Genomic DNA, 24,940 nt, shown 5'->3' on the forward strand with positions numbered 1-24,940 from the left:
GAGGTCAGCCTCGGTGCCGTGACGGTCGATGTAACCATTGCGAACCCGACCCTGGAACTCACCACGGATACCGCGATCAACGACGACGGCATCACCAGCAATGGTGAGGTCACCGTATCGGGCCTCGAAGATGGCGCGACATGGGAATACACCGTCGATGGCGAGACTTGGCTCGACGGCACCGGCACCACCTTCTCTCTTGATGAGGGCATCTACGCCGAAGGTGATGTGCAGATTCGTCAGACCGATGTCGCCGGCAACGTCAGCGATGAGGTCAGCCTCGGTGCCGTGACGGTCGATGTAACCATTGCGAACCCGACCCTGGAACTCACCACGGATACCGCGATCAACGACGACGGCATCACCAGCAATGGTGAAGTGGCCGTCGGTGGCATCGAAACCGATGCTACGTGGGAATACACCGTCGATGGCGAGATCTGGCTCGACGGCACCGGCACCACCTTCTCTCTTGATGAGGGCATCTACGCCGAAGGTGATGTCCAGATTCGTCAGACCGATGTCGCCGGCAACGTCAGCAATGAAATCAGCCTCGGGCCGGTGACAGTGGATATGACCGCACCGGCCGCGCCAGTCATCGTCAGCATTATTGATGATGTCGAGACATCGACTGGCCCTCTTACCGATGGTGATAGCACCAATGACACAATTCCTCTCATTGGGGGTACAGCGGAAGCCAACAGCACTCTGACTCTCTACAATGGGTCAGATGTGGTGGATATTATAAGTGTCGATGACCGTGGTAACTGGACATTCATGCCAGATGAGGCACTCGCCGATGGTGACTATACCTTCAGCGCTGTTACAACCGATATGGCTGGTAACGTCAGCAATTCCTCAAATACGTTCTCAATTACAGTGAGTACAATACCCTTCGTGGAGTCTGGGAGTTCAGCGGTAACAGAAGATGGTATTGGAGCAGCCCCTGCTGCAGGAAGGATGTTCAGAAGCTTTGCTATCGCACCTGCATCTGATAGCGATTCAGATATTACTTCTGCTACTGATAGTGGTGTATTGTCTTTCGGCAATGTATCGACCGGTGCTACTTTCACACTAGTGAAGCCTACAACAGTTGATATTGAGGCAAAAAGCCAGCTACTTATCTGGAGCCTGTCTGCGGATAGCAAGACTCTGCAGGCGATTTATACCGATGAAGATACCGGTATTGAATCTGCTTTCATCACAATCACTATCGATGATAACGGCAACTACACAACGACTATCCAGCAAGGAATTGATCATCAACTCGAAGGTGCTGATAGCCTTACCTTTGACGTTGGCGTCCAACTGGACGATGGGGCCACTAGTCTCTCCAGCAATATCAACATCAAGGTTGTGGATGATATCCCAACGGTTAAAGCGAACCAGTTCGTTGTCGTATCTGCTCTCAGTACTGACTATGACGGCTCAGCCCTCGGTGATGATGGTGGATTCGGTGCGGATGGTGGTTATGTTCAGCAGACCACTATTCATGGTGTCACCTTCACTGTATCCGATGACCTATCAAGCGCCACTGTGAGTGGTAGCTCTGAGCTCATAGATATCGATGTCAGTAATACGATTGCTATCACCGATGGTATTCTGACGATAGAAACGGTGCTTGGTGAGACTCTCACGATCAACGTCGAGACAGGTGCCTACACCTATAACAATAGTGGTAGCTCCACTATTGCCGATAGTCCGAATAGCGCACCAGAAGCTACGATAAGTGGCCAAGGCGGCTTGCTGGGCATCGTCGATATTGAAGCGCTAGGGCTTATTGACCTGGCAGGCACTCAAGACTTGAGTGTCAGTGACGCCAACAATAACATCACTGAAGTCGTGATCGAGAAATCCGCACTTCTTGGACTCAACGTATTGTCACCCAATGTGACACTCGGCTATTCACAGGAGCTTGCCGACGAACTTGGACTCATGGTCACGCTTGATACCACAGGTATCGAACTTGATCTTGGGATCGGTTCTATTACTTTAATTGGAGCCTCTACCCTAACGATAAATAAAGTGGGTGGCGGGATAATTGATCAGCAGGTGCTCAATGAATTCTTGGCTACTGTTGTCATAACGTCAGATGGTACCATAGACGTTGATGCACTTGGCGAAACAACTCTCACAGTCAAGGATAGTGGTGGGCTCAGTGACACTGCCGATGTCAGTGGTTTGCTTGGCTTGAGTGTTTTAGGCGGTAGCAACAGCACCACTGCTACTGTCATTGAAGATACTGAGAGTACAGGAGAACTGACTGCAGCCTCAGAAACCGGCAGTGCCCGTCTCTATGGCTTCGCTGGCGACGATGAGATCACCGGCAGCGCACAGGCAGATATTCTCCGCGGTGGAGAAGGAAATGACATACTCAATGGCGGTGGTGGTAGTGATCTGATCATCGGTGGAACAGGTGACGATACACTTACCGGCGGCGCTGGGGTTGACGTCTTCCGCTGGGAAGCAGGCGATGAAATCACCAGCGATGGCAGCATCGAGACCGACACCATCACCGATTTTGATACCAGCCTGCCCCTGAGTGGAGCCGGCGGCGATATCATCGACCTTTCCGGCATGTTGCAAGGAGAGTGGCGTCTCGGCAATGCTGCCAATAACCTCACCAGCTTCTTGCACATCACTTACGATGCTGGCCTGGATAAGACCATTATCGCCATCAGTACCGGCGGTGGATTCTCTTCTGGGTACGATGCAAGCCAAGTCAATCATTACATTGACTTGGCAGGAGTGGACCTTGTTGCCGACAGCACCACTGATGAAGAAATCATTGCTGGTTTGCTTGAGCAAGGCAAGCTAATCGTTGATGAGGCCAACTCCTCTACGGTCTTTGGTGATATCAGCTCCGATGTAAACTTCACGGTCACTGATGGCGACGGTGATACCGCTAGCAGCAAGGTCACCTTCAATGGCCAAGGTGGTACAGAGCCGGACACAACGACAAACTCTGCACCTGAAGTCACCGCCAGTAGCAGCAAGTTACTTGGACTTGTTGGGCTCGAAGCGCTTGGGCTCATCGATTTCTCACAGAACGATGTATTCGTCACGGATGCTGACGGAAATCTGGCATCTGTCACGATCACCTTCGAGCCATTGTTGAGTGTCGAGGTGGGGAGCACATTACTTACCGGCCCAGAATTTACGGCTAACAGCGAACTCGCTGCAGAATTGGGACTGCAGTTCACAACCACGAGTCGTGCGGGACTACTGGGGCTGGTGGCTCCCGAAGCCAGCATCACCATCACAGCCGTGGACGGTGGCGATATCGACAATCTCGCCATCAATGAACTGCTATCGACAATAGCGCTAAACGATGGCATCGCTAATGTGGAGGTGCTCAACTCCATCACCATCACTGCCACTGATTCCGATGGCGCCAGCACAACACAAAGCCTGGCATCTCTGGCTGACATTGGAGTGCTGGACGGTAATGATGACTCAGTCTTTGATGGCGATACGACCGGCAATACCATCGATCAAAGCTCTGCCTTGATTGATGTGCAGCTCTACGGCTATGCCGGCGATGACACTCTCACAGGTGGGAGCGGCAATGACCTTCTCCGAGGTGGGGACGGTGACGATACCTTGATCGGCAATCAAGGTAATGACCTGCTGTTCGGTGGCGATGGTCGCAATATCTTCACCGGTGGCGAGGGAGACGATGTCATCGTGACCTCCACTCTCGAGTTTGAAATTGATGGAGGAGTAGGTACAGACGCCGTGCGCTTCGATAATACCGGTGAGAGTATCGACCTGACGACACTGCTGGTCGCCGGTGTCGATGCCAACCTGATGACCAACATCGAAGTACTGGATATCAGTGCTAGCAGTGATACCGGTACCACCTTGACTATCGATGAAGCAACGGTGCTCAACCTCACCGATGTTGACGATATCCTGCGTATCGAAGGTGATGATGACGATACCGTAGCGGCTGACGGTGCGACATCAACAGGGGCGGAAGTCGTCAACGGCACGACCTATGATACTTATGAACTAGGAAGCGCCACCTTGTATATCGACCAAGACATTACCGTTAACACCAGTAACGGTTAAGCCCTGTAATGCGCCTCTTCGGAGGCGCATTCTATTGGTCGGGTCATATGAAACACGAACCACATAATGAAGCGTCAGGACGACGCATCTTCAGGGCTTGATCCCTGGGGCCAAGGAGCTACATGATGCCCACCCTTTTCAGTCATCGACCTTCAGCGAGGTCGGGGCCTCCTCGCTATCCGCGGCTTTCTGCACTCACGCTCTCCATCTCCGTTACTGTCATGGTGGCAGGTTTTACAACACCTCTATCAGCTAACGAACAAGCCTCACGTTCTTTGGCACAAGTACTTGAGAACGTTATCGAGCAAGACCCTCGTCTGGCCTCGGCACGCGCTAACATCCGCGCTGCGAATACTGAAATTGATATTGCTGAAGATGGATATCTCCCGCGTCTCGAGGCCAATGCCGGTACCGAAGACAACTTCAGTGGTAGTGGTTATCAAATCACTCTCAGTCAGATGCTCTATGACTGGGGACAGGTGGAGGCTGAAGTCAATCAGCGCGAAGCCGAGCGAGACCTCGAACATGAACGGCTGGATCAAACGCGTATGGAAGTCGCGCAAGAAGCCATCGCCGCCTATATCAACCTCGGTGCCAGTCGCGCCATGATTCGTCGCGTACGTGATTACATCACCTCACTGGAAGATTTGGAGCGATTAGCCAATGACCGTACTTTCTCTGGCTACGGTGATCGGGTTGAGCTTGATCGTGCCGCTGTTGATCTCGCTAGCGCTCGCGAATGGCTAGCGCGTATCAGAGGAGACGCTGATACCGCCAAGCAAGAGCTCGAGATACTCAGTGGTCGCTCCTTCGATGACGTGCCGCTTAAAGCCCCTGATGCACTACCTATCGTGGCTGACTTGGAACGCGATCCCACCATTACGGATACTGCCATCACCAATGCACCGGCCTATCGCAGCAACGCCAGTCAGCAGACAGCAGCAAGACATGCCTTGTCGCTGTCTGAAGCCGAACGTTGGCCCGAGTTGCGGCTAGAAGCCTCAACGGCCCGCCGTGAAGTCGACGATGAGATCGTGACGGATAACAGTATCGGGCTACGCATCGAGGCTCCGATTTTCCAAGGCCTCACCCCCCTGCGTCAGCCTGATGCCGCCCGTGCACGCCTGCTGGCTGCAGAGTTTGAAACTGCTGCCACTGGCCGAGAGCTTCGCCGCCAGATCAAGCGCCTATCTGCCAGCCAACCTGCCGTAGAGGCCCGCATCAAGGCGCTTGATCAACAGGCCCGCAGCGGTGGTCAGCTACGCAGTAGCTATCGCGATCAGTTCATCACCGGCACGCGCAATATCGAGGACTTGCTGACCATCGAGAAGGAAATCTTCACCGCACGCCGCCAGATGATTGAGCTCAATACACAGCTGCTGATTGATCAATACGACCTTGCCAGCCAACTCGGTGCATTGCCGTTGGTCAATGGTTCAACTGCACGACACGACGCCAACGTGAAGATCAATGCAGGAGTCAGTCCATGACAGTCACTGCGCAGACATCATCAACAGCACGGGTCACCGATGCGCCAGACTCTCTTCTCGAAAGCGTCAGGCAGCTGCTGCGCATGCAGGGTCACGGCATCGATATCGAACGGCTCTGCCACGGCATGCCGCTCACTGGTGGACGGCTAGCGCCACAGAACCTCGAACAAGCGCTCTCACGTCAGGGAATTGCTGCCCGCCTGAGCACCGCGCCACTCGAAGAGATTCCCGGCAGCCTGCTGCCGTGTGTCATCTTGATGGAAGACGGCAGCAGTCGCGTACTGCTCGCCCACGACGAAAAGCATCAATTCGACAAGCCCGAAACGCCACAGGATCCCGATGATACACATTCGCCTCGAGTAGACGACGGCGAGACTCCAACGCCTGCATCGAGCACTGGCCCTGCCCTCAAGCTATTGGACCCATTCTCGGGAGGCGAGTATTGGGAGCCCTTGAGCAAGCTGACCTCACATTACGCTGGCATGGCACTCTTTGCCCATGGCGAGATCTCGTTGGATCGTGCCGAAGGCTATAGCCAAGCAACTCAGGGCCACTGGCTGACCTCACGCCTCAAAAGGCACTGGCGCGTATTTGTCGAGGTGGCGCTGTCATCGTCGCTCGCCGCGCTACTCGCCGTCGCGACCGCCCTGTTCGCCATGCAGGTCTATGATCGTGTCGTACCAACAGGCGCTGTCGATACCCTGTGGGCACTGGCCATCGGCGTCATGCTGGCCATTGGACTGGAGGCGTTGCTGCGTGCGCTACGCGCCCAATTGATCGAGAACTCCGGCAAACAGATCGATCTCGAGCTCAACGATCATATCTTCCGTCATACCGTGCAGATGCGGCTGGCCTCCAAGCCACGCTCTACCGGTGCAATGACCAGCCAGATTCGCGACTTCGATGCGATTCGTGAATTCTTCACCGCCTCGACTCTCGGGGCCTGTGGTGACCTCCCCTTTGCCCTGCTGTTTCTTGGGCTGATCGCCCTGCTGGGCGGGCCGGTGGTTTGGGTGCCGATCGTCGCCATTGTACTGATGCTGATCCCGGTCTTGCTGGCCCAGCCGTGGCTAGCGCGCCTGTCGCGGGAAGGCATGCGTGAATCGGCGGTCAAGAATGGCGTGCTGCTGGAGACGTTGGACAATCTCGAGAATCTGAAGGCTTGCCGAGCAGAGGGTCATGCCACCCGTCAGTGGCAACGCCTCACTTCAGAGCAGACACATCGCGGCGTCACCTTCCGCCATGCCGTGGCCTGGCTGACCAGTTGGGGCACCGGCATGCAGCAGCTAGCTTACGTGGGTGTGATCATTGGCGGTGTCTATCTGATCATGGCCGGCGAGTTGAGTGTCGGTGCCTTGATCGCCTGCTCCATCCTTTCGTCCCGTGCTATCGGCCCGACTCTTCAGATCAGCGCACTCCTGAGTCGCTGGCAGCACGTCAAGGTAGCCAAGGAGGGACTCGACAACTTGATAGACACGGATATCGAGCGTCCGGCTGACCGACGTTTTGCGCGTCTGGCCAATGCCCATGGCCGTTATCAGGCCGAGAACGTGCATTGGCGTTATGACGAGGAAGCGCCTGAAGCATTGGCGCTGGATCGTCTGAACATCGCGGCCGGCGAACACATCGCGCTGCTGGGCGGCAACGGTGCTGGCAAGAGTACCTTGCTGAGGTTACTGGCGGGTTACTTCACCCCGACCGCTGGTGAGCTGACGCTGGACAATCTGTCTCTGACGCAGATTGATCCGGTCGACCGCCAGCGCGCCATCGGTTATCTCCCACAGGACATCAGCCTGTTCAGTGGCACCCTGCGCGACAATCTGTGCATCGATGGTCGAGATATCAGTGATAGTCGCCTGCTTGAAGTCATCGAGATGACCGGCCTGGGCGACCACGTCCGCCGCCATCCGTTGGGCCTCGACATGATGCTGCACGATCGCTACAGCCTCTCCGGCGGCCAGCGTCAGAGCCTTGGCCTCGCACGGCTGGTGCTGCAAGACCCGAGCGTGGTGCTGATGGACGAACCCACCGCCTCGCTTGATCAAGCCACTGAACTGCACGTCATCAAGACTCTCGCACCGTGGCTTGAAGGACGCACGCTGGTGCTTGCCACACATCGCAAGGCATTGCTGAGTTGGGTCGGCCGCGCCGTCGTATTACGTCACGGTAAACGCATCATGGATGGCCCGCTGGATCAAATCATGGCCAAGCAGCAATCTGCTGACGCCAAGCCCTCCGCTTCTCGTCAGGAGGCCTCATGAGCCAGCGCTTCGATCCTGAACAACTCAAACGTGAACTGGGCACACCTGATCAGCGTCTCGAGAGTCACTGGTCACGCCCACTGCTATGGGCCAGCTTACTGGTCATCGCACTCTTTGTCGGCTGGGCCAGCTGGGCCGAGGTCAACGAGGTTGCACGCGGTGAGGCCAAGGTCATCCCCTCCTCCCGCCAGCAGACCATCCAGAGCCTCGAAGGCGGCATTCTCGATGAGATACGCGTCAATGAAGGCGAAATCGTCGAGGCAGGCCAGATGCTGGCACTCATCGATGAGACGCGCTTCCGCTCGGCTTATATGGAATCACTCAGCCAGGCACAGGCCCTGCGAGCGACCATCGGCCGACTGGAAGCCGAGGTGCTGGACAAATCGAATATCGAGTTTTCTGAGCAGGTCAGAGAAAATACTGCACTAACAACTACTGAGCGTGAACTGTTCACCGCCCGCCGCAAACGTCGCGATAGCGCTCTGGATGCTGTCAGCAAGGAAATCAATGCTGCCCAGCGTCAGCTCGCCGTGATTCGTCCCCTCGTGAAACGTCGCGCCGTCGGCGAGATGGAAATGCTCAAGCTGGATCGTGAGATCGCCGAGCTCAAGGGACGCCAGGCCGAGATCCGCAATACCTACCTGCAGGACGCCTACGCTGAGCTTGCCGACAAGAAGTCAGAGTTGGCAGCGCTGGAGGAAACCACCGTGCAGCGACGCGACCAGCTGGACCGTACACGTCTGCTGTCGCCGGTGCGCGGTATCGTCAACAACATCTCGATCACCACCCGTGGCGGTGTCATCCCACCGGGTGAAGAGATCATGCAGATCACGCCGCTGGAAGACACCCTGGTCTTCGAGACGCGCATTCGTCCGCAGGATGTTGCCTTCATCGCGCCTGACATGCCGGCCACCATTCGCATCAGCGCCTATGACTATGCCGTCTACGGGACATTGAAAGGCAAGGTGGAGCGCATCAGCTCGGATACGCTGGAAGAAGAGACGCCACGCGGCGAGGAGAGCTACTACCGCGTACTGGTCAGCAGCAATACCAGCACGCTTGAGCACAATGGTGAAACACTGCCGATCAAGCCCGGCATGATCGCCACGGTAGATATCGAGACAGGTGAACGCAGTGTACTTTCCTACCTGCTGCGTCCGTTCACGCGTCTTGAACTACGTTGATCACGGCGCGCCGCAAACCATTGTGAGACATCATGGAAGGGACGGCTGGCGCAATGCCAGCATGTCCGGCCACAACCGCGCGAAGCTGTCCTCCAGCAATACGCGGTTGTCTGCCAGCCATGGCGTCAGAGCCTCCAACGGATTGTCGAAACGTTCCGCAAAACCACCAATCTCTACCCTGTCATCACCGCGTTTTCGAGGATTGCGCGATAATCGTTTCCCCATGGTGGCGATGGTCGCTAGCGTAAACTCCAGCTCGCCATAACGCCTGAGCGCATCACGCACCTCAATCCACTCAATCAACTGCGCCAGGCGTGATGGCACATCCTCGCGGGCCAGCAATCGATAGAGTCGTGCAATCTCAGCGTCCTGCATGTCACCTGCCAGTAGGTGGTCCCACATCATGTCCAGCGCGATACCTGCCACACGGCGCGACGCAGAGGGCACCTGCGTCAGCAGCCAACGCGTCTCGGGATGCGCATCAATGACCGCATCACAGCGTCGATGAAATCGAATGCCCGCTTCTATCTCGGCTGGCCAGTCACTGAGATCACTACCACGCACGCCATCGGCAATCAGGTTGCCAAACAGGAAGTTATCGCTGCCCGTCAGACTCAAGCGAGCATGACCAAGAAAGTTCAAGTTGCTAGACTCCTGCCTCTGATACCGATTGCCATGCCTTTCCCCTGCTATCGAGACTTATGATGCCGTCTGCGTCCATGCCTGCTCAAGCACCCGTTGTGCGAGATATTGTCCTGATCGGCGGTGGTCATAGCCACGTCGGTGTGCTGATGCGCTTCGCCATGCAGCCAGAACCTGGCGTCCGCCTTACCGTCATCTGCCGTGATACTGACACGCCCTATTCTGGCATGCTGCCGGGCTATGTCGCGGGGCATTATTCGTTTGATGATGTGCATATTGACCTACGACGGCTGTGCCAGTTCGCAGGCGCGCGTTTCTACCGCACGCATGTCACGGCCATTGATCGCGAGGAACAGCGCGTCATCTGTCACGCTCGCCCAGCGGTCGGCTACGACCTGCTATCAATCAACATCGGTTCTACCCCACGTCTTGATCATATCCAAGGAATCGGTGATCCCGAAGCCCTTGATGCCCCCGTCGTCGCAGTCAAGCCGATCAGTACCTTTCAGCAGCGCTGGCTGAATCTGCTTGAACGAGCGCGAGCAGCACAACATCCGCTGGAGATTGTGCTGGTCGGCGGTGGTGCCGGTGGGGTCGAGCTACTGCTGGCCATCCAGCAACGCCTGGCGCATGAGATGCCAGCCGGACTATTGCCTCGCCTGACGCTGATCACACGTGGCAAGCGCCTGCTACCGACGCACGCCACCGAGGTTGGTGACATGCTGGCTGCCACACTGCGTGAGCGCGGTATCACGGTGCACTTCGGTGAAGAGATCAATGCGGTCGAGTCCGCGACGGAGGCCTTGGCAGTCTCAACGCTTGGCTCCACGACACCCAGCTCTACGACACCCAGCTCTACGACACCCAGCGCCAGATCACAGCGCCTGTTGATCAGTACCTCCGGCAAGCACTATCCCGCGGACGAGGCCATCTGGGTGACGCGAGCCGGCGGAGCACGCTGGCTGGAGCAGACCGGATTGAGTCTGGATGATGATGGCTTTCTCAAGGTACGCGATACGCTACAGACACTGGATGACGCTGCCATCTTCGCGGCCGGCGACATCGCGCATCAGGTCAATCATCCACGCGAGAAAGCCGGTGTGTTCGCCGTACGTCAGTCACGCCCGCTGGCCGATAATCTACGCCGGGCAATACGGGGTGAGCCACTCAAGGACTACGTGCCACAAACCCGTTGGCTGGCCTTGATCAGCACGGGAGATCGAGCCGCGATTGCCTCACGCGGCAGACTCGGCGTGATTTCACCGCAATTGCGCCCATGGCTATGGCGCTGGAAAGACCATATTGATCACAAGTTCATGACACGCTTCAATGACCTGCCCAGCATGCAGAACGCTTCCGCCAATCGCGGCGGCCTGCTCGCACTGGCCGAGCGTTGCAGGAATGCCTGGCAGGCGCTGGCCGGTGCCAGCGGGCGACTGCACCCTCATCTGACCGCTGAGCTTGATGAGCAGGAAGCGCGCCAAGCGCTATCTGCATTGGCCATGCGGTGTGGCGGCTGTGGAGCCAAGGTTGGTGCCAATGTACTGTCACGCGCGTTGGCAAGCCTGAGCCCCTTGGAGAATGCTGATGTACTGGTAGGCCTACATGCCCCGGATGACGCAGCCATCGTGCGAGTACCGGACGGCCAGGCGTTGGTGCATAGCGTTGATTTCTTCCGGGCATTCATCGACGACCCCTATCTCTTCGGGCGCATTGCGGCTAACCATGCACTCGGCGACCTCTATGCCATGGGGGCTCGTCCTCATACCGCCACCGCCATTGCCACCGTGCCACAAGGTGTCGAGCGCAAGATAGAACCGCTGGTACGTGAGCTGATGCAGGGTGCCACTGACGTTCTCAATGCAGCGGGATGCAGTCTAGTCGGTGGGCATACCGGTGAGGGCCAGGAACTGGCACTAGGCTTTGCGCTGAACGGACTGGTCGATGAGAGCATGACGGATGTCACCTGCAAGGGCGGCATGCAACCCGGTGAGGTGCTGTTACTGACCAAGGCGCTGGGTACCGGTACGCTGTTGGCAGCTCATGCGCGATTGGAGGCACGCGGCCGCTGGATTGATGGCGCACTCGACAGCATGCAGCAGTCCAGTCAGCAGGCGGCCGATATCTTGCGTGCACACCATGCAAGTGCCTCCACCGATGTCACCGGTTTCGGCCTGTTAGGGCATCTGGTCGAGATGACACGCGCCAGCGGTGTCGATGCCGAACTCGATATCACTGCGCTCCCGATTCTGGACGGTGCCGAGGACTGTGTGGCACGTGGCGTGGTCAGCTCATTGCAACCCGCTAACCTGCGGCTGAAGCGCGCCCTGAAAGACCCGCAAACGCTGTTGGATCACCCGCGCTACCCATTGCTGTTTGACCCGCAGACGGCGGGTGGCCTGCTGGCCAGCGTACCGTTGGCTCATGCTGAGCCCTGTCTGGCTGCGCTCAAGGCAGCGGGGTACAGCGCCAGCGCCATCATTGGCCGCGTACGGGAGCAAGGTGATGCACTCGCGCCGATTAGTGTGACACGCTAATTCACGGACGGATCAAGCGCCGCGCCCAAATCACCAGAAACGCAAAACGCCCCACCTGAGAGTACTTCTCTCGGTGAGGCGTTTTTATCAGTCACGTTCCACTTTCAAGCATGCACCATGGGCTGAAGTTCACTCAGCAGCCTTCAAGCCTCAGCATTGCGCTTGAGCGCCTCGAATGACTCGACGAAAGCATCCATGGTCTCGGCACAATAATCACGCAGCCCACTGACAACCAACTTCTTGGAGCCACTGCCGATACACTCGGTGCCATCGTGAATCCCGAATTCCAGCAAGGTATCACCACGCTTGCCGTTTACCTCAAGCGAAGAGGCGACGAAATCGAGGTGCAAGTCGGCGATATCCAGACGCTCAAAACAAAAGCCCATACTGTCGTAGATCACCAGCGGGCGAGCAGGATTGAACATCACCCCCTTCTCCAGCATCAGCGGCTGCAGAAAATGCGGGAAGTTACGCCCGGAGAAGGCGATGTACTGACGAGTGAAGTTGGCCACGACGGCCTCGTCATGTGTCGTTTCACCGCTGCGTTCGACCGTCAGATAGACCTTGCCTGCCTCATCACGCACGCGCAACGACACGCCATTCTCATCGGGCACATCGAGCGCCTCGAACATCAGCGGAACATCATTTCCCACCATGCCGCAAAAGCGGATGGTCATGCACTGTGACAAACCGAATTTCGACAATAACAGGGCAAACAACAAGTCGCCGGGAACACAGAAACGTCGTGCATCCGGATCATGAATGGGGTTGTAGTCCCCTGCCATCTGCTTGGCGAATCGACTTGCCTGTTCTGCGGTAATCCGCACACGGCCGTCTTCGACCCGGTGAAACTGATCAAGAAACATGGACTGCCTTCCTGCCCTGCTTGAATGATGATCGATGGCCCGTCCTGAACCATCGCGGAAATGCCTCCATCGGGAGGAATCAACGGCCAGACATATATCAGTACACCGGCACATGACTGCTATTTTATCACTTGCAGACCAGCAGATGGTGACCTGAAGCACGCTTTACAAGGCATTGCAGCCGATTGAATGCCGACATACTGTCTATAACCTCATAGTAACGAGCCATTCTGCGCCATGTGGCACTGCTCACGTGGCGCGCTCCCCACGCTGACGAGCTGCCACGCTAATGGATGACGCCACACTGAGGCGTCTATCAAGTGATATGCGCTGCCATGGCACAATGCCTGCACGCCAATGCCTGATGACAACATCGATACCGCATTGCCAGGAGGTCATACCATGCCAGACAAGGACACTGCCCTGTGGGGTGAGGACTATCCGCGCGATCTGATCGGCTACGGGGGGACTCCGCCACACGCCAACTGGCCTGGCGGTGCGCAAATCGCCGTGCAATTCGTCCTGAATTACGAAGAAGGCAGTGAGAACTGTCTGCTGCACGGCGACAACGAGAGTGAGAAATTCCTCTCCGAAATCATCGGTGCCGAAGCCTTCCCAACACGTCACATGAGCATGGAATCGATGTACGAATATGGCTCACGCAGTGGCGTATGGCGCATTCTCGATGAATTCAAACGCCGTGATCTACCACTGACGGTGTTTGGCGTGGGTATGGCGATGGAACGCCACCCGGCATTGGTGCAACGCTTTCTGGAAGACGGTCATGAGATCGCCAGTCATAGTTGGCGCTGGGTGCATTATCAGCATATGGATGAGGCGCATGAGCGCGCCCACCTGGAACGCGCGGTGGAAAGCTATCGCGAATTGGTCGGCCATGCCCCGCAAGGCTGGTATACCGGTCGTGACAGCCCGAATACGCGGCGCCTGGTCGTCGAGCACGGTGGCTTTCGCTATGACAGCGACGACTACAGCGACGATCTACCGCTGTGGAAGATAGTCACCACCACTGATGGCGAGCAGGTTCCACACCTCGTGGTGCCCTATACGCTGGACACCAATGACATGCGCTTTGTCAGTGCCCAGGGTTTCAATACTGGCGAGGACTTCTTCACTTATCTACGCGATGCCTTTGACGTGCTCTACGCCGAAGGTGAGTCCGCGCCCAAGATGCTATCCATCGGATTGCACTGCCGTATCGCCGGACGCCCGGGACGCTTCGCTGCACTGAAGCGCTTTCTCGATTACGTGCAATCGCATGACAAGGTATGGATCACCCGGCGCATCGACATCGCCGAACATTGGCACCGCGAGCATCCTTACACCCTCTCCACGTCAGGTTGACTTGCCGACCCGCCAGCGTACAAGAATCAAGACTCGTGCGATCAAGCCTCCAGCAAACGCGCCAAGGCCAGCAGACTTTCATCACGCCCCGGCAGGCCGAGCAATGACACTCCCCATGGAGGAGGCATCAGTTCACCTGATACACGCGCTGCAGAATCATGCAGCCATGGCAAGCTGATCTGTGGAGCACCATTCAGCCCCGCCAACGCTGTCAGTCCCATCAGGTGATGCCGATAGACTTCCATTACCTGATGGCTTTCTTTGCATAACGGAGATGCCCCTGGCGTCGTCGGCAGCAAGAACATCGCTTCGCTCTCTTTACCTTCGCCCTCCTTGCCTGCCAGCTGCTGGCAATACCAGCGGCGTACGCTATTCGCACTGGCTTCTGCCGCCTGCTCATCGGCATCAGTCAGTGTCATGCACCATCCAAGGCGCGCTGCAATATCGGGATTCAAGGCAGGCCACTGTGACTCGGGGGCATGCTCTGGGGTACTCAACCATGACTGATGTGTACGCCGAATCTCACAGCCCTGCAGAATACGAAACGCTTCGCTGGCACGCGCCATGAAAGCCTGAGTCAGCATGCGTCGCTCACATACAAATCCCAGTGTCTCAAGGCGCCGTGACAGCAGGCCCAGCAGATGCTGATATGGGCCTGCCATCAAACCTTCAGGAATCAACATGATCACGCGTGCCGGCATGCGGGTAGCGGTGCTGTCCGTCAGCAGTACCTGGCTTACCTGAGTGAGCGTAGCGAGATCACGTGTCAGCCAGCCCACGGTGTCAAAGCGAGGGGCGAGCGGCTTGAGGCCTGTCATTGCCACACGTCCATGCGTCGGTCGCAGTCCGTAAAGTCCGCAGTAGCTGGCCGGCACCCGGATTGATCCACCGGTATCGGTCCCCAGGCCAATCTCGGCCTCACCACGTGCCACCGCAACGGCAGAGCCGACGCTCGACCCACCGGGCAATCTCAGCGGCGCCCGTGGATTTTCGGGGGTGCCGTAATGACCGTTGGTGCCATTGAGACTGTAAGCCAGCTCATCGGTGGTGGTACGAGCACGATAGTCCGCCCCTGCCTGTTGCAGAGCGAGCACCACAGTCGCCGTTGTCGCTTCTATCGGAGCCTGCGCCAGAAGGTCAGGATTGCCCTGCCCGGTGCGCTCGCCCTTGATCGCGAACAGATCCTTGACCACCAAGCGCTTGCCACTGAGTACACCTTCACCGCGAGGGCCTGAGTAACGGGCCGGTGCTACATAGATGCGCTTGTCCACGGCGTCCAACTCCCTTGGCAGAATGAGAGGGAGAGATGCTCTGCATGATATTGGTCAACGACATGCCTCTCCCTTATCATTCACTGCAACCCATGTGCCAAGCACACGAGTTGCAGTATCACCCTCGCATATTGGACAGGAGGGTGAGCACGGCGACACATCCATGAGCAGGCGAGATCGCCAACAAGGCATTACTGGTGCAGACAAGTCCACGGGTGCGCCATTACGAGGCAATGCCGTCTGTCACGACGCTGTGCGGTAGAGAGGTGCGGTAGATAGATGCGATAGAGACGAGTGCAATATCAGCCATTGACCATCTGAACGTGAAACAGTCGACTACCCGGATCTTTACCCGTGATGAGCTGCAGGCCTTCCTTAAGCTCTATCTGACTGCCAATCGGCAGGTCTTCGCCAGTCTGGGCATTACGCAGTGCCGGCATACGCTCGTTGACCAAAAACCAGCGCCCTTGATGCTGAACGAAGTAGCCAACGCGCGAGCGCTGATCGGCCGCCAGACGCTCATTGGGGGTGATCGTGCGGTCAACATGCCACGCGAACAGGCTCTGATTGGAGTACACCATCAAGCGATGGTTGTCCGGCCGAAAGCTGTCTCCGCGCTGAGAATACAGATTGAGAATCGGTAGCTCACCCGTATAGGGCGTCGCGCAGAAGGGGCACTGTGGCGCGGTGGTATTGGCGAACACATACCAGCCTTGAGCACAGTCATTGTTCTGACACGGCTGGATGAGATCGACGGTCTTGATCAGTGCCGCCTCCCATTCATCGGCACTAGGGCGCTTGCGTGGCGCTTGCAGCCCTTCCATGAAGGCACGATCAAACAGCTCCTTCAGATAGGGGCCGGTAATCGTGTAGGGCAATGCATCAGGATCTTTCCACGGCAACTCAGTGGGCTTGGCTTCAGCAGGACTGAGGCGATTGCTGGCATCAGCAGGATGCTCAATGAAAAGCGCCTCGCGTCCCATGGTCAACCGCTCGTCTTCTCCGGGGTCTTCGGCATGCACCTTCCTGCCCCGAAGCGGATGACGTAGCAACAATAGCGTGTAGATCATCACCGCCAGTGCGTGTCGATCAGTCGTAATACTCGGCAGCGCACGATTCGCATCAGCCTTCTCGAGATGACTGGTAGCGACCACTTCCGGTGCAATGAAATCTGGCGTACCGACCACCTCGGGCGGAAAGCGTTCAGGCACCACCAGCCCATCCACATCGATGATGCACACCTGACCGGTCGTCGGTGAGAGCAGCACATTCTTGTAACTGAGATCACTATGCGCCAGACCGGCCGCGTGCAGTCTGCGCACTGCACGCGACAGTCTCAGACATAGCTGGAGATAGGACAGCCAATTGCCTCGCTCACGCTCATCCAGAAACTTGAATTGATTGTTCGGGGCGGCAAACCATTTACCTTCCTTGTCCTTGCCACGAATCTTGAGCATGTCGTTGTTGAACGACCCGTGTTCGAAGAAAAAATGGTCTTGATAAAATGGCGCCACCACACCGACACGGCCCTCATGCTCGACCGTCGCCGTTGGCCAGCAAAACATCTGGTGCCAATAATCGCCGCTAGCCTCACCGAAGATACGCTCACGATACGGGCCAGTGATCATCTGCAGACGCTGACGCGAAGCATCATCCAGCTCAGCTCGGTAGAAGGCCACTACGTAGGTCTTGTCCGGCGAGGCGTAAACATCCTTCATTCCGCCTTGCGCGATGATCTTGTCGCGAAACTGGACTTGCTCACCATTGGAGGCCGTCAAGGTGATGATGGATTCACTCATGATTGGCCTCCTCTTCCCGCATCGTTTCGCGCGACATGCGGTCGGCGCAATACCGCCAACGTACGATCGTCGTGGTGCCCAGGCGTGAAGAAGTCGAGGTAGCGCACCAACGGGTCATCTACTGGCCCGCTGACAGCATCGGCCGCCGAGTCCTCTGCCAGTGCGCCCGTGGCGTGCGGGCCATCCAGTGACGGTGCAAGGTCATCGAACATGCGCCACCAGCTCTCGCCCATCTGCAGATCATTGTCCGACTCAAACATCGGATCGGTAATACCGTCGGTAGCCAATACCAACGCCTCCAGTGCCGTGAAGCGCTGGATACGAATACGCGGATAGAAATCCTGCTCGGCATTACTGAACACGGCGCCATCCAGGAAACGGGTCTGTCCGGCATGAGCTCCCGCATCGACGTGGTTCATCAGTGTGGCAGCGCGGCCTGTCTCCAATACTGCAATGCCACCATCGCCAATTCCGAAGGTGATCACCAGATCTCCCTGTGGCGAGGGTTTGTGCAGTGCCAGCAACAACGTGGTGGAAAACGCTTTCACCGGCTGATTCGACGCTTGGGCCTCTTCACAGATAGCCTTGTAGCCCTGATGCAGTGAGGTGAACACGCTGTGATAGAGCGCATCGATCCATGCCTTGGGCGGCGTCTTGAGGGTGGACTGCTGCTCGAAATACTCGAGAACGACGCCCTCAAGAGTGCCTTCATCTGCTTCAAGATAGGCCGCCAAGCCTTCAACAGTACGGGTGCTGGCCAGTAGGCTTCCTTGACGAGACAGCACGCAGGAGCCTGCCCCGTCCGCCACTGCCAGAATATTCCAGCCGGTACTGGTCGTTTGGATCACCCCGTGGTCATCACGCTGACCACCACGATGAGCATGTGACCGCCCTCGCTGAGAGGCCATGAACATCTGCCAGCCAGCTGGGGTGGTCTCACGCGCAACGTCGCAATCTGCCTTGGCATACAGGGCTTGTGCATCCGAGGGCAACGTCTTCCAGAGATCGCGCGGGTTGGCGATGATAGCAAGCCGAAGCGTCCAGCGTGCGAGGCAAGTACCATCATCAGCGCACCCCGTTACCACCAGCTGGAAATTACCGGCGGCCACAAGCTCACCGATCAGCTGATGGTCTTCAATCACCAATCCCGTACCACCATCATCCACCAGAGTGATATCAGTCACCGTGGATGACGCTGCCAAGAGCAGCGCGCCAAGGTCATGCTGATAAGACTGGCCTGACCTGCCATTGGGAATATTGCGGGTCATTTCACTCACGGACGGCTCCTTGGGGACTACCGAGGGGGCAGGAACGTCACCAGGCGACAGCGTTGTCTCCTGCGCGTCGATAGGCTCGCTTATCTCATGCGATGACACTGAAGACTCAAGAGATGCTTCATATCGTTCGGAGGACTGAGAAGGTTCAGAGGGCTGAGAGAATTCAGGGACCACAACCGTCTTCTCGACAGGTTCAGCAGCATCTCTCTCAGGAGCGACAGCTTGCGGAGTGATCGACGACGCTTCCTCGAGTGCCGTTAGCGTGATGGGCTCTGGCGTAATGGGCTCTGGCGTGACCATCTCAGGTGCTGGCATCTCAGGCATCGTCGTTGCCGGCAGCGGCATTTGCGCGGGAACTGATACGCCGTCTTCTCTCGCCGCCTCCGCCGTATCACTAGACGAGGACTCGGCCACATGCGACTGGAAGCGCTCGGTGAACTCATCGACCAGTGCCACAGCCTCGGTGTTGGCCATCAGTGCATCCATCACTTCAGGGCGGTAATAGCCACGCTTGCCCGTCATCAACAGCATGAAGATTTGCGCGTAGTAGTCGTGGGTATGCTTCATCCGAGTCCTCGTCCGACATCAAAGGCATCATTGCTGCCCGGGCCAAAGTTCACCGCCGCGTCGCACCACGGGCAGGTCTGCTCACCCGGACCATCGCAGCACATGAGGTGATCGCAGCCGCCCAGCGCAAAGGTCGTCGCTGCGCCGCAATGCGGGCATGGCGCAACACCTTCCAGCTGATCGGTGCTGACAGGGGTCGCTGGCGCCGTGCGCTGAGCCGTCCAGTCGAAGTAATCCTCCTCCAACCCGTAGCAGCCCTCCAAGCCATAGATGCCTGTCGGCGAGGTGCCGCCGAAATTACCGAGCACATCCGGCATCGCGAGCGCCTGATACTTGAGCAAGTAAGGCTTGCGATTACGCGAGCAGCGACCCGTCAGCACCACGACCTGATCGTCCTGGGGTGTCGATTCATCGCCCGGCTTGACCAGCGTGATGCCTGCGTCGCCGGCCTTGGCGAGCGAAATACCTGGCGCGGCTCGCCCAGCATCCAACGCCTGACTCTGAGCGGCAACAGACGCCGTCACCCACTGAGCGAAGCGTGCAAGCTCCTCACCGCCTTCTTCTTCCAACATCAGCACATCATCGGTGAGCTGCTTGAGAATCCGTGTGTCCGCGCCCTTACCCAACGTGACGGCAATCAGATGCGCGCGGCTGGAAAATGTCTTGCGCCACCGCCGAATGGCATCCGCGGTCCGATCAGTCGGACGGCCATCGGTGAGTAGGTAGACGATGGGCTCCCAATCACCACGCTGATTTGGTGTTGTCTTCTTCACGTCGACTTCAATACGCACCATCAATTCATCGAGCGCTTCACCCAACGCCGTGCCTCCGCCCAGCGGCAAGCGTGGCGGATAGAAAGACATCAGTTCTACCAGTGGCACGACCATCCCGGCCCGCCCGGCGAAGGCGATCACCGAGATATACACGGTTTCCAACGCATTGGGGTCTTGGCGTAGTTGTTCGACGATGCTTTCCATCGCCTTATGCAGCCGCATCAGTGGCTCGCCAGCCATGGATTCAGACACATCGAGTACAAAGAAAATCGGTAGGCGTCTCATGACGGCTCCTTCAGAACGGCCTGCATTTCTTGCTAATCAGGTTACAGAACAACCTGCACTTCAGCCGGCGGCGGCGGCAGTGTGATGTCTTCCGGCGCGCCCCCTGCTTGCTGGCCACTGGCGGTCGCGGCAATCGAAGCGGACACCCATTGGAAGTAAGTGGCAAAACTTGAGCTATCCATGGTTTCAAGACTTACCGTCTGGGATGCAAATTTCTGCAGATGCTCCGTCTTGGCCTTGGGGCCCGCCGCACACGCGATGATCTCGGAGAACTTCATGCCCTTGATGCGCTTCACAGCACTCTCGAATTCCATGAGGTCCGAGGGGGAGCCATCCGTCATCACGAACAGCATCGGGCGGAAGTCGCCCTTCTGATCAGCCGTTGAGGTCATGACGTCACGCTCCACACAGTCGCAGACGTGATTGAGCGCCTCGCCCATATGAGTGGCCCCCGAGCGCGGTAGCTCGATGTCCTCGACCTGCGCCGTCTCCAGCGGCTGCAGTGGGACAAGGTCGGTAATCTTGTGATCAAAGGTGATGATCGACAGATGTACCGTTTCCAGTGCGTAAGGATCCTGACGCAGCGCTGTCAGCATGGCTGAAAGGCCTACGTTCACGGACTGTATCGGTTCACCACGCATGGAGCCGGAGGAATCGATCAGTAAATAGATAGGGAGACGACGTTGCATGGAGCCCTCGCTCAGTCTTTGGATAGGTTGATGACCTGGATTTCCTTCGGCGGTGGCGGTAATTCACCACCCGCATCACCGCCGCCACCTTCGATATTCTGACTGGTCATGGACACGCTCGCCGAGACCCAGGCGAAGAAGGCACGAATGGACTCGGCGCTATTGCTATCCAGTTGCACCACATCAGTGGCAAACGACTTCAGGTCTTCGACGTCCGCGTCCTTACCCGCGGCACAACCAATCAGCTTGGCCACGCTGACACCCTTGATGGCAGCGATGCCCTTGGACATGTCGTCGGTCGCGGCACCGTCAGTGAAGACAAAGACCAGCGGACGCCAATCGCCCTTGGTATCCGCTGTCGTCTGCTTGACCTCAGCCTTGATACGCTCGGCGGTGAGCGTCAGCGCCGCGCCCAGCCCCGTCATGCCGTCCGGCTTGATGGCAGGTGTCTGGAATGTCATCAGATCGGTCAAAGGAATGGTCTGGATCGGCTCCGAGCTGAACTCAATCACCGACAGATAGACGGTTTCCAGCGCATGAGGATCCTGACGCAGCATGTCAACGAGGCCCTGCAGCCCTTGATTGACAGCGCTAATGGGCTCCCCTGACATGGAGTAGGACTTGTCGAGCACGAGATAGACGGGAAGACGACGCATGATGAACCTCTATATGGGCAGAGACGGCCACCCGCGGTGAGCCGTCTGGCAGGGAGGAGTTTCAGCGATGAAAACACCACGGCCATTCACTCTAAAGAATGTCCGTGGGTCGGTGCAAAACTGACCATGGGAACCCGTCGAGAAAATAACGGGAATTACTTGCTCCCACGGCCCCAGCTGAAGCCGAACCCATAATGAGTATCCGCTTGCTTATGACCCGCAAAGTAATTCACTTCCTTGGAGACCTTCAGCGCGCCATTGTCATTCTCAAGCATCGCCACCACGCAGAACTTCTTGCCGCTATCCGTGGCATCCAGACGAACTTCAACCTCAGGTTGATCGGGCGTCTTGAACAGAATCCGACCGTTAGCCTGTCCCCAGTTGGCAGCACCTTCATAGATGAAGGCAAAGATCATGACACGCTTGATATCAGTCCAGTGATGGCCATTGAGATAAAGGTTCTCACCATTGCTGGCGGCGCCGGAACGGTCATCTCCGTCCAGGAAGATGTACGGCGCCTGCTCCATGGAACCAAACTGCTTGCCCAGCGCCTGAATCACGCCCGCCTTGCCATCGCGCAATTCGTACATGCAACCCAGATCAAGATCGATCTTGCCATCCCCGCCGCCTCCCATCAGCCCGCTCAGGAAGCCGCCGCTCTTGCTCTTCCCCGTCCCCTGCTCCCAGTTCAGATTGACGTGAATCTTGCCAAAGGAGTTGGACTTCTTCTCAAGTGAAATGGTCTGGCCTTTCTTCTCGAGCGTGATCTTGCTCAAATTGATTGGCTTTGTTTCAGGCGTTGGGGCTGGCGCCGGCTTGGAGGCAGGTACAGCAGTCGGCGGTGTCGGAGTAGGGGCAGACTGAGTGGTTGACGCTGGCTTGCCGCCCACGGCAACGCCAAAGTGCTCTGCCAAGGGGGCCATGCCACCCACAAACCCCTGGTCTACCGCCTTCGCCTTCCACTCGCCGTTACGACGATAGAGATCCATCAAGATCAATGACTTCTCAGCACGCCCAGTACCACTTCCTGAGAAGTTTATTTCCTGACCTTCACCTCCCAACGTAAATCCGTAGCCACTGGTGAGAGCCGATAACCCCTGCTCTACCGTAAATACAAAAGCCACGCGCTCAACGTGATCAGGCAAGCGGCTGAGGTCTACGTCAAAACGCCCACCAGACACTTGGTTCACCGCACCACTGGGGTGCTTAGGCTGGTTATAGAAGACGAAATCCACATCTCCCTGCACTCGCCCCGTGCTGCCCAGCAACAAAGCACTGGCATCCAGGGTGACGTGTTCTGCCTCCGGCACCTGCAAGTCAAGTGTGTAGCGAGTTCCACTGAGACGCGTATTCTGGCCCGCGACGAGTAATGTTCCCATATGAACACTCCATGAAAAATACGTTAATGATGGATTTATAACTACTCATAACCATTATATTCAGCAACTAGTGCCTTACCATACAGCCTTATAAAAACGACTTGTATCGAAAAAAATGTTCGAAAATCAGTATACGCTTTCCAACATATTCGGTCGGATCTTACAGACTCGTTAATGTTGCATTCATTATTAAAAGTAGTTCATGCGCCATACAGGTAAAAGTTTGCACGATAACAGATCGATTTACCCGTCCTGAAGGTGCCTTTCTTATTGCCTCACCTGTTTTTTAAGGTACGCTGTAGCTGTCACCGTGAGTCACACGCTAACCGCGAGGAAATATCATGCTCAACTCAATCGTGTCGAAAGCAAGAGAATCTTTTAACTCACTCAAGACCGAAGCGAAAAAGTACAAATCCGAAAGCTTCCTGAATGCCGCGATGGCCGCCAGTGCCATGATCGCTGTAGCAGATGGGGAAATTTCTCGCGATGAAAAGCAAAAGACCATCGCGTTTGTCCGTAACCACGAGGCACTCAGCGTATTCGATCCTTCCGAGGTCGCTCGCAAGTTCAAGAGTTATCTGGACTCTCTCGATCCGCAGAACCCGGATACTGATGCCGACCTCGCTGAGATCACGGCACTGAACGACATCGGCAAGGTCAAGAAGAACGACGACCAGGCACGCATGGTGGTGCGTCTTGCCATTGCCATTGGTGGGGCTGATGGTGATTTCGACGAAGCAGAAAAAGCCAAAGCATCAGTCATCGCCCGTGAACTGGGGCTCGACCCTGCAGACTTCGGTCTATAAAGGAGCAGGACTACATGGACTTTGGATTCCCGATAGAAGCAGTCACCGTGCTAGTGGTGGTGGTCATTGCTTCTGTATGGCTTGACCTGTTTGCGCATCGCAACGCGGAAGAAGTGACGTTCAAGAATGCGCTTGGTTGGTCAGTTTTCTGGGTTGCGTTGGCGATGGCATTTTATGGCTACCTGCATATTCGCTACTCAGAAGAGTCCGCCAGTCTGTTTCTGTCGGGATATGTTCTTGAGAAGGCGTTGTCAATCGACAACATGATGGTGTTTGTCGCCATCTTTGCCAGCTTCAACATCAAGGGTATTCTGCAGCACCGCATTCTTTACTACGGCATTGCAGGGGCACTCATCTTCCGCGCCATCTTTGTGGCTGCAGGAACGGCCCTGTTTGGTATGTCGCAGTGGGTCGAACTGCTGTTCGCGGCGATCGTGCTATGGACAGGTATCAAGATGTTTGGCGGTAGCGGTGATGAAGAGACTTCTGAAGACTATTCCGAGCATTGGTCGGTACGTCTGACTCAGAAATTCATGCCGGTATTCCCACGCATGGCAGGAAAGCGCTTTGTCTTGAGTGGCAAGGAAGCTGAAGCCATCGCTGAACGTGAAGGCTTCACGCTGCCTCAGCGTGCACGCTTCTACGCCACGCCTGTGCTGTTGTGCCTGATCTGCATCGAGATCTCGGACATTATCTTCAGTTTCGACAGCGTTCCGGCCATCGTGGCAATCACTCAGGAGCCCTTCCTGGTGTACGCCTCAGTGATATTTGCCATCCTCGGCCTACGTAACCTGTACTTCATGCTCGCGGCAGCAGCCAAGCTTTTGGTACATCTCGAAAAGGCCGTCGCACTGGTACTGGTCTTCATTGCGATTAAACTCGGAACGTCGGCGCTTGATATCTACCATATCGACCACCAAGTCAGTCTATTCGTCGTCCTTGGACTCATCCTCGGTGGAGTCCTGGCAAGCCTGGTCTTCCCGGGCAAGGAGACACCGCACACCGACAATCAATCCTGATCGTCC

The 24,940-nt window shown here is 56.8% G+C and carries 17 protein-coding genes; 8 read left to right on the top strand and 9 right to left on the bottom strand.

Features of this window, described 5'->3' with window-relative positions; genetic code table 11:
- The 4 genes from CFN46_RS08515 to CFN46_RS08530 form a co-directional block, all read left to right on the top strand.
- Positions 1-4,071 (top strand): calcium-binding protein (locus CFN46_RS08515; RefSeq protein WP_141103647.1); only part of this gene is annotated, 4,071 nt, incomplete at its 5' end.
- 122 nt (positions 4,072-4,193) lie between these two features.
- Entirely contained in the window at positions 4,194-5,561 is a 1,368-nt protein-coding gene (locus CFN46_RS08520) for a TolC family protein (RefSeq protein WP_088743261.1), read from the top strand.
- On the top strand, positions 5,558-7,822 hold the full coding sequence (locus tag CFN46_RS08525) for a type I secretion system permease/ATPase (protein WP_088743262.1): 2,265 nt from the start codon (positions 5,558-5,560) through the stop codon (positions 7,820-7,822). Before CFN46_RS08520 ends, CFN46_RS08525 begins: the two co-directional genes overlap by 4 nt.
- On the top strand, positions 7,819-9,006 hold the full coding sequence (locus CFN46_RS08530; protein WP_024952707.1) for an HlyD family efflux transporter periplasmic adaptor subunit: 1,188 nt from the start codon (positions 7,819-7,821) through the stop codon (positions 9,004-9,006). Before CFN46_RS08525 ends, CFN46_RS08530 begins: the two co-directional genes overlap by 4 nt.
- Before the next feature lie 30 nt (positions 9,007-9,036).
- Here the strand turns inward: CFN46_RS08530 and CFN46_RS08535 are convergent, their stop codons facing one another.
- Positions 9,037-9,648 carry an ACP phosphodiesterase gene (locus CFN46_RS08535; RefSeq protein WP_024952706.1) on the bottom strand — a complete coding sequence of 204 codons (612 nt, stop codon included), beginning with the start codon at positions 9,646-9,648 and terminating at the stop codon, positions 9,037-9,039.
- Between the two features lie 62 nt (positions 9,649-9,710).
- Here CFN46_RS08535 and selD point away from each other — a divergent pair, with 62 nt between their 5' ends.
- Positions 9,711-12,185: a selenide, water dikinase SelD gene (selD, locus tag CFN46_RS08540; protein WP_217897799.1), complete on the top strand. Its 2,475-nt coding sequence runs from the start codon at positions 9,711-9,713 to the stop codon at positions 12,183-12,185.
- A 143-nt stretch (positions 12,186-12,328) separates the two neighbouring features.
- Here the strand turns inward: selD and CFN46_RS08545 are convergent, their stop codons facing one another.
- A complete protein-coding gene (locus CFN46_RS08545; protein WP_024952705.1) occupies positions 12,329-13,051 on the bottom strand; it encodes a DUF3581 family protein in 723 nt (240 codons plus the stop codon).
- 402 nt (positions 13,052-13,453) lie between these two features.
- Between CFN46_RS08545 and puuE the strand changes: the two genes are divergently transcribed.
- On the top strand, positions 13,454-14,413 hold the full coding sequence (gene puuE / locus CFN46_RS08550) for an allantoinase PuuE (protein WP_176426441.1): 960 nt from the start codon (positions 13,454-13,456) through the stop codon (positions 14,411-14,413).
- 41 nt (positions 14,414-14,454) lie between these two features.
- Here the strand turns inward: puuE and CFN46_RS08555 are convergent, their stop codons facing one another.
- The 7 genes from CFN46_RS08555 to CFN46_RS08585 all read right to left on the bottom strand — a co-directional run bounded on the left by CFN46_RS08555 (position 14,455) and on the right by CFN46_RS08585 (position 23,109).
- A complete protein-coding gene (locus tag CFN46_RS08555) occupies positions 14,455-15,684 on the bottom strand; it encodes an amidase family protein (protein ID WP_176426442.1) in 1,230 nt (409 codons plus the stop codon).
- Positions 15,685-15,986: 302 nt separating this feature from the next.
- Positions 15,987-17,483 (bottom strand): helix-hairpin-helix domain-containing protein, encoded by a 1,497-nt coding sequence (locus CFN46_RS08560; RefSeq protein ID WP_088743264.1) that lies wholly within the window; start codon positions 17,481-17,483, stop codon positions 15,987-15,989.
- Positions 17,480-19,327: a PP2C family serine/threonine-protein phosphatase gene (locus CFN46_RS08565; protein ID WP_088743265.1), complete on the bottom strand. Its 1,848-nt coding sequence runs from the start codon at positions 19,325-19,327 to the stop codon at positions 17,480-17,482. The genes CFN46_RS08560 and CFN46_RS08565 overlap by 4 nt, the downstream gene beginning before the upstream one ends.
- On the bottom strand, positions 19,324-20,385 hold the full coding sequence (locus tag CFN46_RS08570; RefSeq protein ID WP_024952701.1) for a TerY-C metal binding domain-containing protein: 1,062 nt from the start codon (positions 20,383-20,385) through the stop codon (positions 19,324-19,326). Before CFN46_RS08570 ends, CFN46_RS08565 begins: the two co-directional genes overlap by 4 nt.
- Before the next feature lie 41 nt (positions 20,386-20,426).
- Positions 20,427-21,074, bottom strand: a complete 648-nt coding sequence (locus tag CFN46_RS08575; RefSeq protein ID WP_024952700.1) for a VWA domain-containing protein — start codon at positions 21,072-21,074, stop codon at positions 20,427-20,429.
- 11 nt (positions 21,075-21,085) lie between these two features.
- Entirely contained in the window at positions 21,086-21,730 is a 645-nt protein-coding gene (locus tag CFN46_RS08580; protein WP_088743266.1) for a VWA domain-containing protein, read from the bottom strand.
- Positions 21,731-21,885: 155 nt separating this feature from the next.
- A complete protein-coding gene (locus CFN46_RS08585) occupies positions 21,886-23,109 on the bottom strand; it encodes a TerD family protein (RefSeq protein ID WP_024952698.1) in 1,224 nt (407 codons plus the stop codon).
- Positions 23,110-23,450: 341 nt separating this feature from the next.
- Here CFN46_RS08585 and CFN46_RS08590 point away from each other — a divergent pair, with 341 nt between their 5' ends.
- Both CFN46_RS08590 and CFN46_RS08595 read left to right on the top strand, forming a co-directional pair.
- Positions 23,451-23,915 carry a tellurite resistance TerB family protein gene (locus CFN46_RS08590; protein WP_024952697.1) on the top strand — a complete coding sequence of 155 codons (465 nt, stop codon included), beginning with the start codon at positions 23,451-23,453 and terminating at the stop codon, positions 23,913-23,915.
- Between the two features lie 14 nt (positions 23,916-23,929).
- Positions 23,930-24,934: a TerC/Alx family metal homeostasis membrane protein gene (locus tag CFN46_RS08595; RefSeq protein ID WP_024952696.1), complete on the top strand. Its 1,005-nt coding sequence runs from the start codon at positions 23,930-23,932 to the stop codon at positions 24,932-24,934.
- Positions 24,935-24,940 lie beyond the last annotated feature (6 nt).

The sequence above is a fragment of the Cobetia sp. QF-1 genome (assembly GCF_002213105.1).
Taxonomy (GTDB): domain Bacteria; phylum Pseudomonadota; class Gammaproteobacteria; order Pseudomonadales; family Halomonadaceae; genus Cobetia; species Cobetia crustatorum.

Excerpts from the sequence above, each read along its gene's own strand:
- CFN46_RS08545 (WP_024952705.1), bottom strand. The coding sequence starts at position 13,051 with ATGTTTCTTGATCAGTTTCACCGGGTCGAAGACGGCCGTGTGCGGATT.
- CFN46_RS08570 (WP_024952701.1), bottom strand. The coding sequence starts at position 20,385 with ATGAGACGCCTACCGATTTTCTTTGTACTCGATGTGTCTGAATCCATG.
- CFN46_RS08530 (WP_024952707.1), top strand. The coding sequence starts at position 7,819 with ATGAGCCAGCGCTTCGATCCTGAACAACTCAAACGTGAACTGGGCACA.
- CFN46_RS08585 (WP_024952698.1), bottom strand. The coding sequence starts at position 23,109 with ATGGGAACATTACTCGTCGCGGGCCAGAATACGCGTCTCAGTGGAACT.
- CFN46_RS08565 (WP_088743265.1), bottom strand. The coding sequence starts at position 19,327 with ATGAAGCATACCCACGACTACTACGCGCAAATCTTCATGCTGTTGATG.
- puuE (WP_176426441.1), top strand. The coding sequence starts at position 13,454 with ATGCCAGACAAGGACACTGCCCTGTGGGGTGAGGACTATCCGCGCGAT.
- CFN46_RS08560 (WP_088743264.1), bottom strand. The coding sequence starts at position 17,483 with ATGAGTGAATCCATCATCACCTTGACGGCCTCCAATGGTGAGCAAGTC.
- CFN46_RS08575 (WP_024952700.1), bottom strand. The coding sequence starts at position 21,074 with ATGCAACGTCGTCTCCCTATCTATTTACTGATCGATTCCTCCGGCTCC.
- CFN46_RS08590 (WP_024952697.1), top strand. The coding sequence starts at position 23,451 with ATGCTCAACTCAATCGTGTCGAAAGCAAGAGAATCTTTTAACTCACTC.
- CFN46_RS08595 (WP_024952696.1), top strand. The coding sequence starts at position 23,930 with ATGGACTTTGGATTCCCGATAGAAGCAGTCACCGTGCTAGTGGTGGTG.
- CFN46_RS08580 (WP_088743266.1), bottom strand. The coding sequence starts at position 21,730 with ATGCGTCGTCTTCCCGTCTATCTCGTGCTCGACAAGTCCTACTCCATG.
- CFN46_RS08525 (WP_088743262.1), top strand. The coding sequence starts at position 5,558 with ATGACAGTCACTGCGCAGACATCATCAACAGCACGGGTCACCGATGCG.
- CFN46_RS08520 (WP_088743261.1), top strand. The coding sequence starts at position 4,194 with ATGATGCCCACCCTTTTCAGTCATCGACCTTCAGCGAGGTCGGGGCCT.
- selD (WP_217897799.1), top strand. The coding sequence starts at position 9,711 with ATGCCGTCTGCGTCCATGCCTGCTCAAGCACCCGTTGTGCGAGATATT.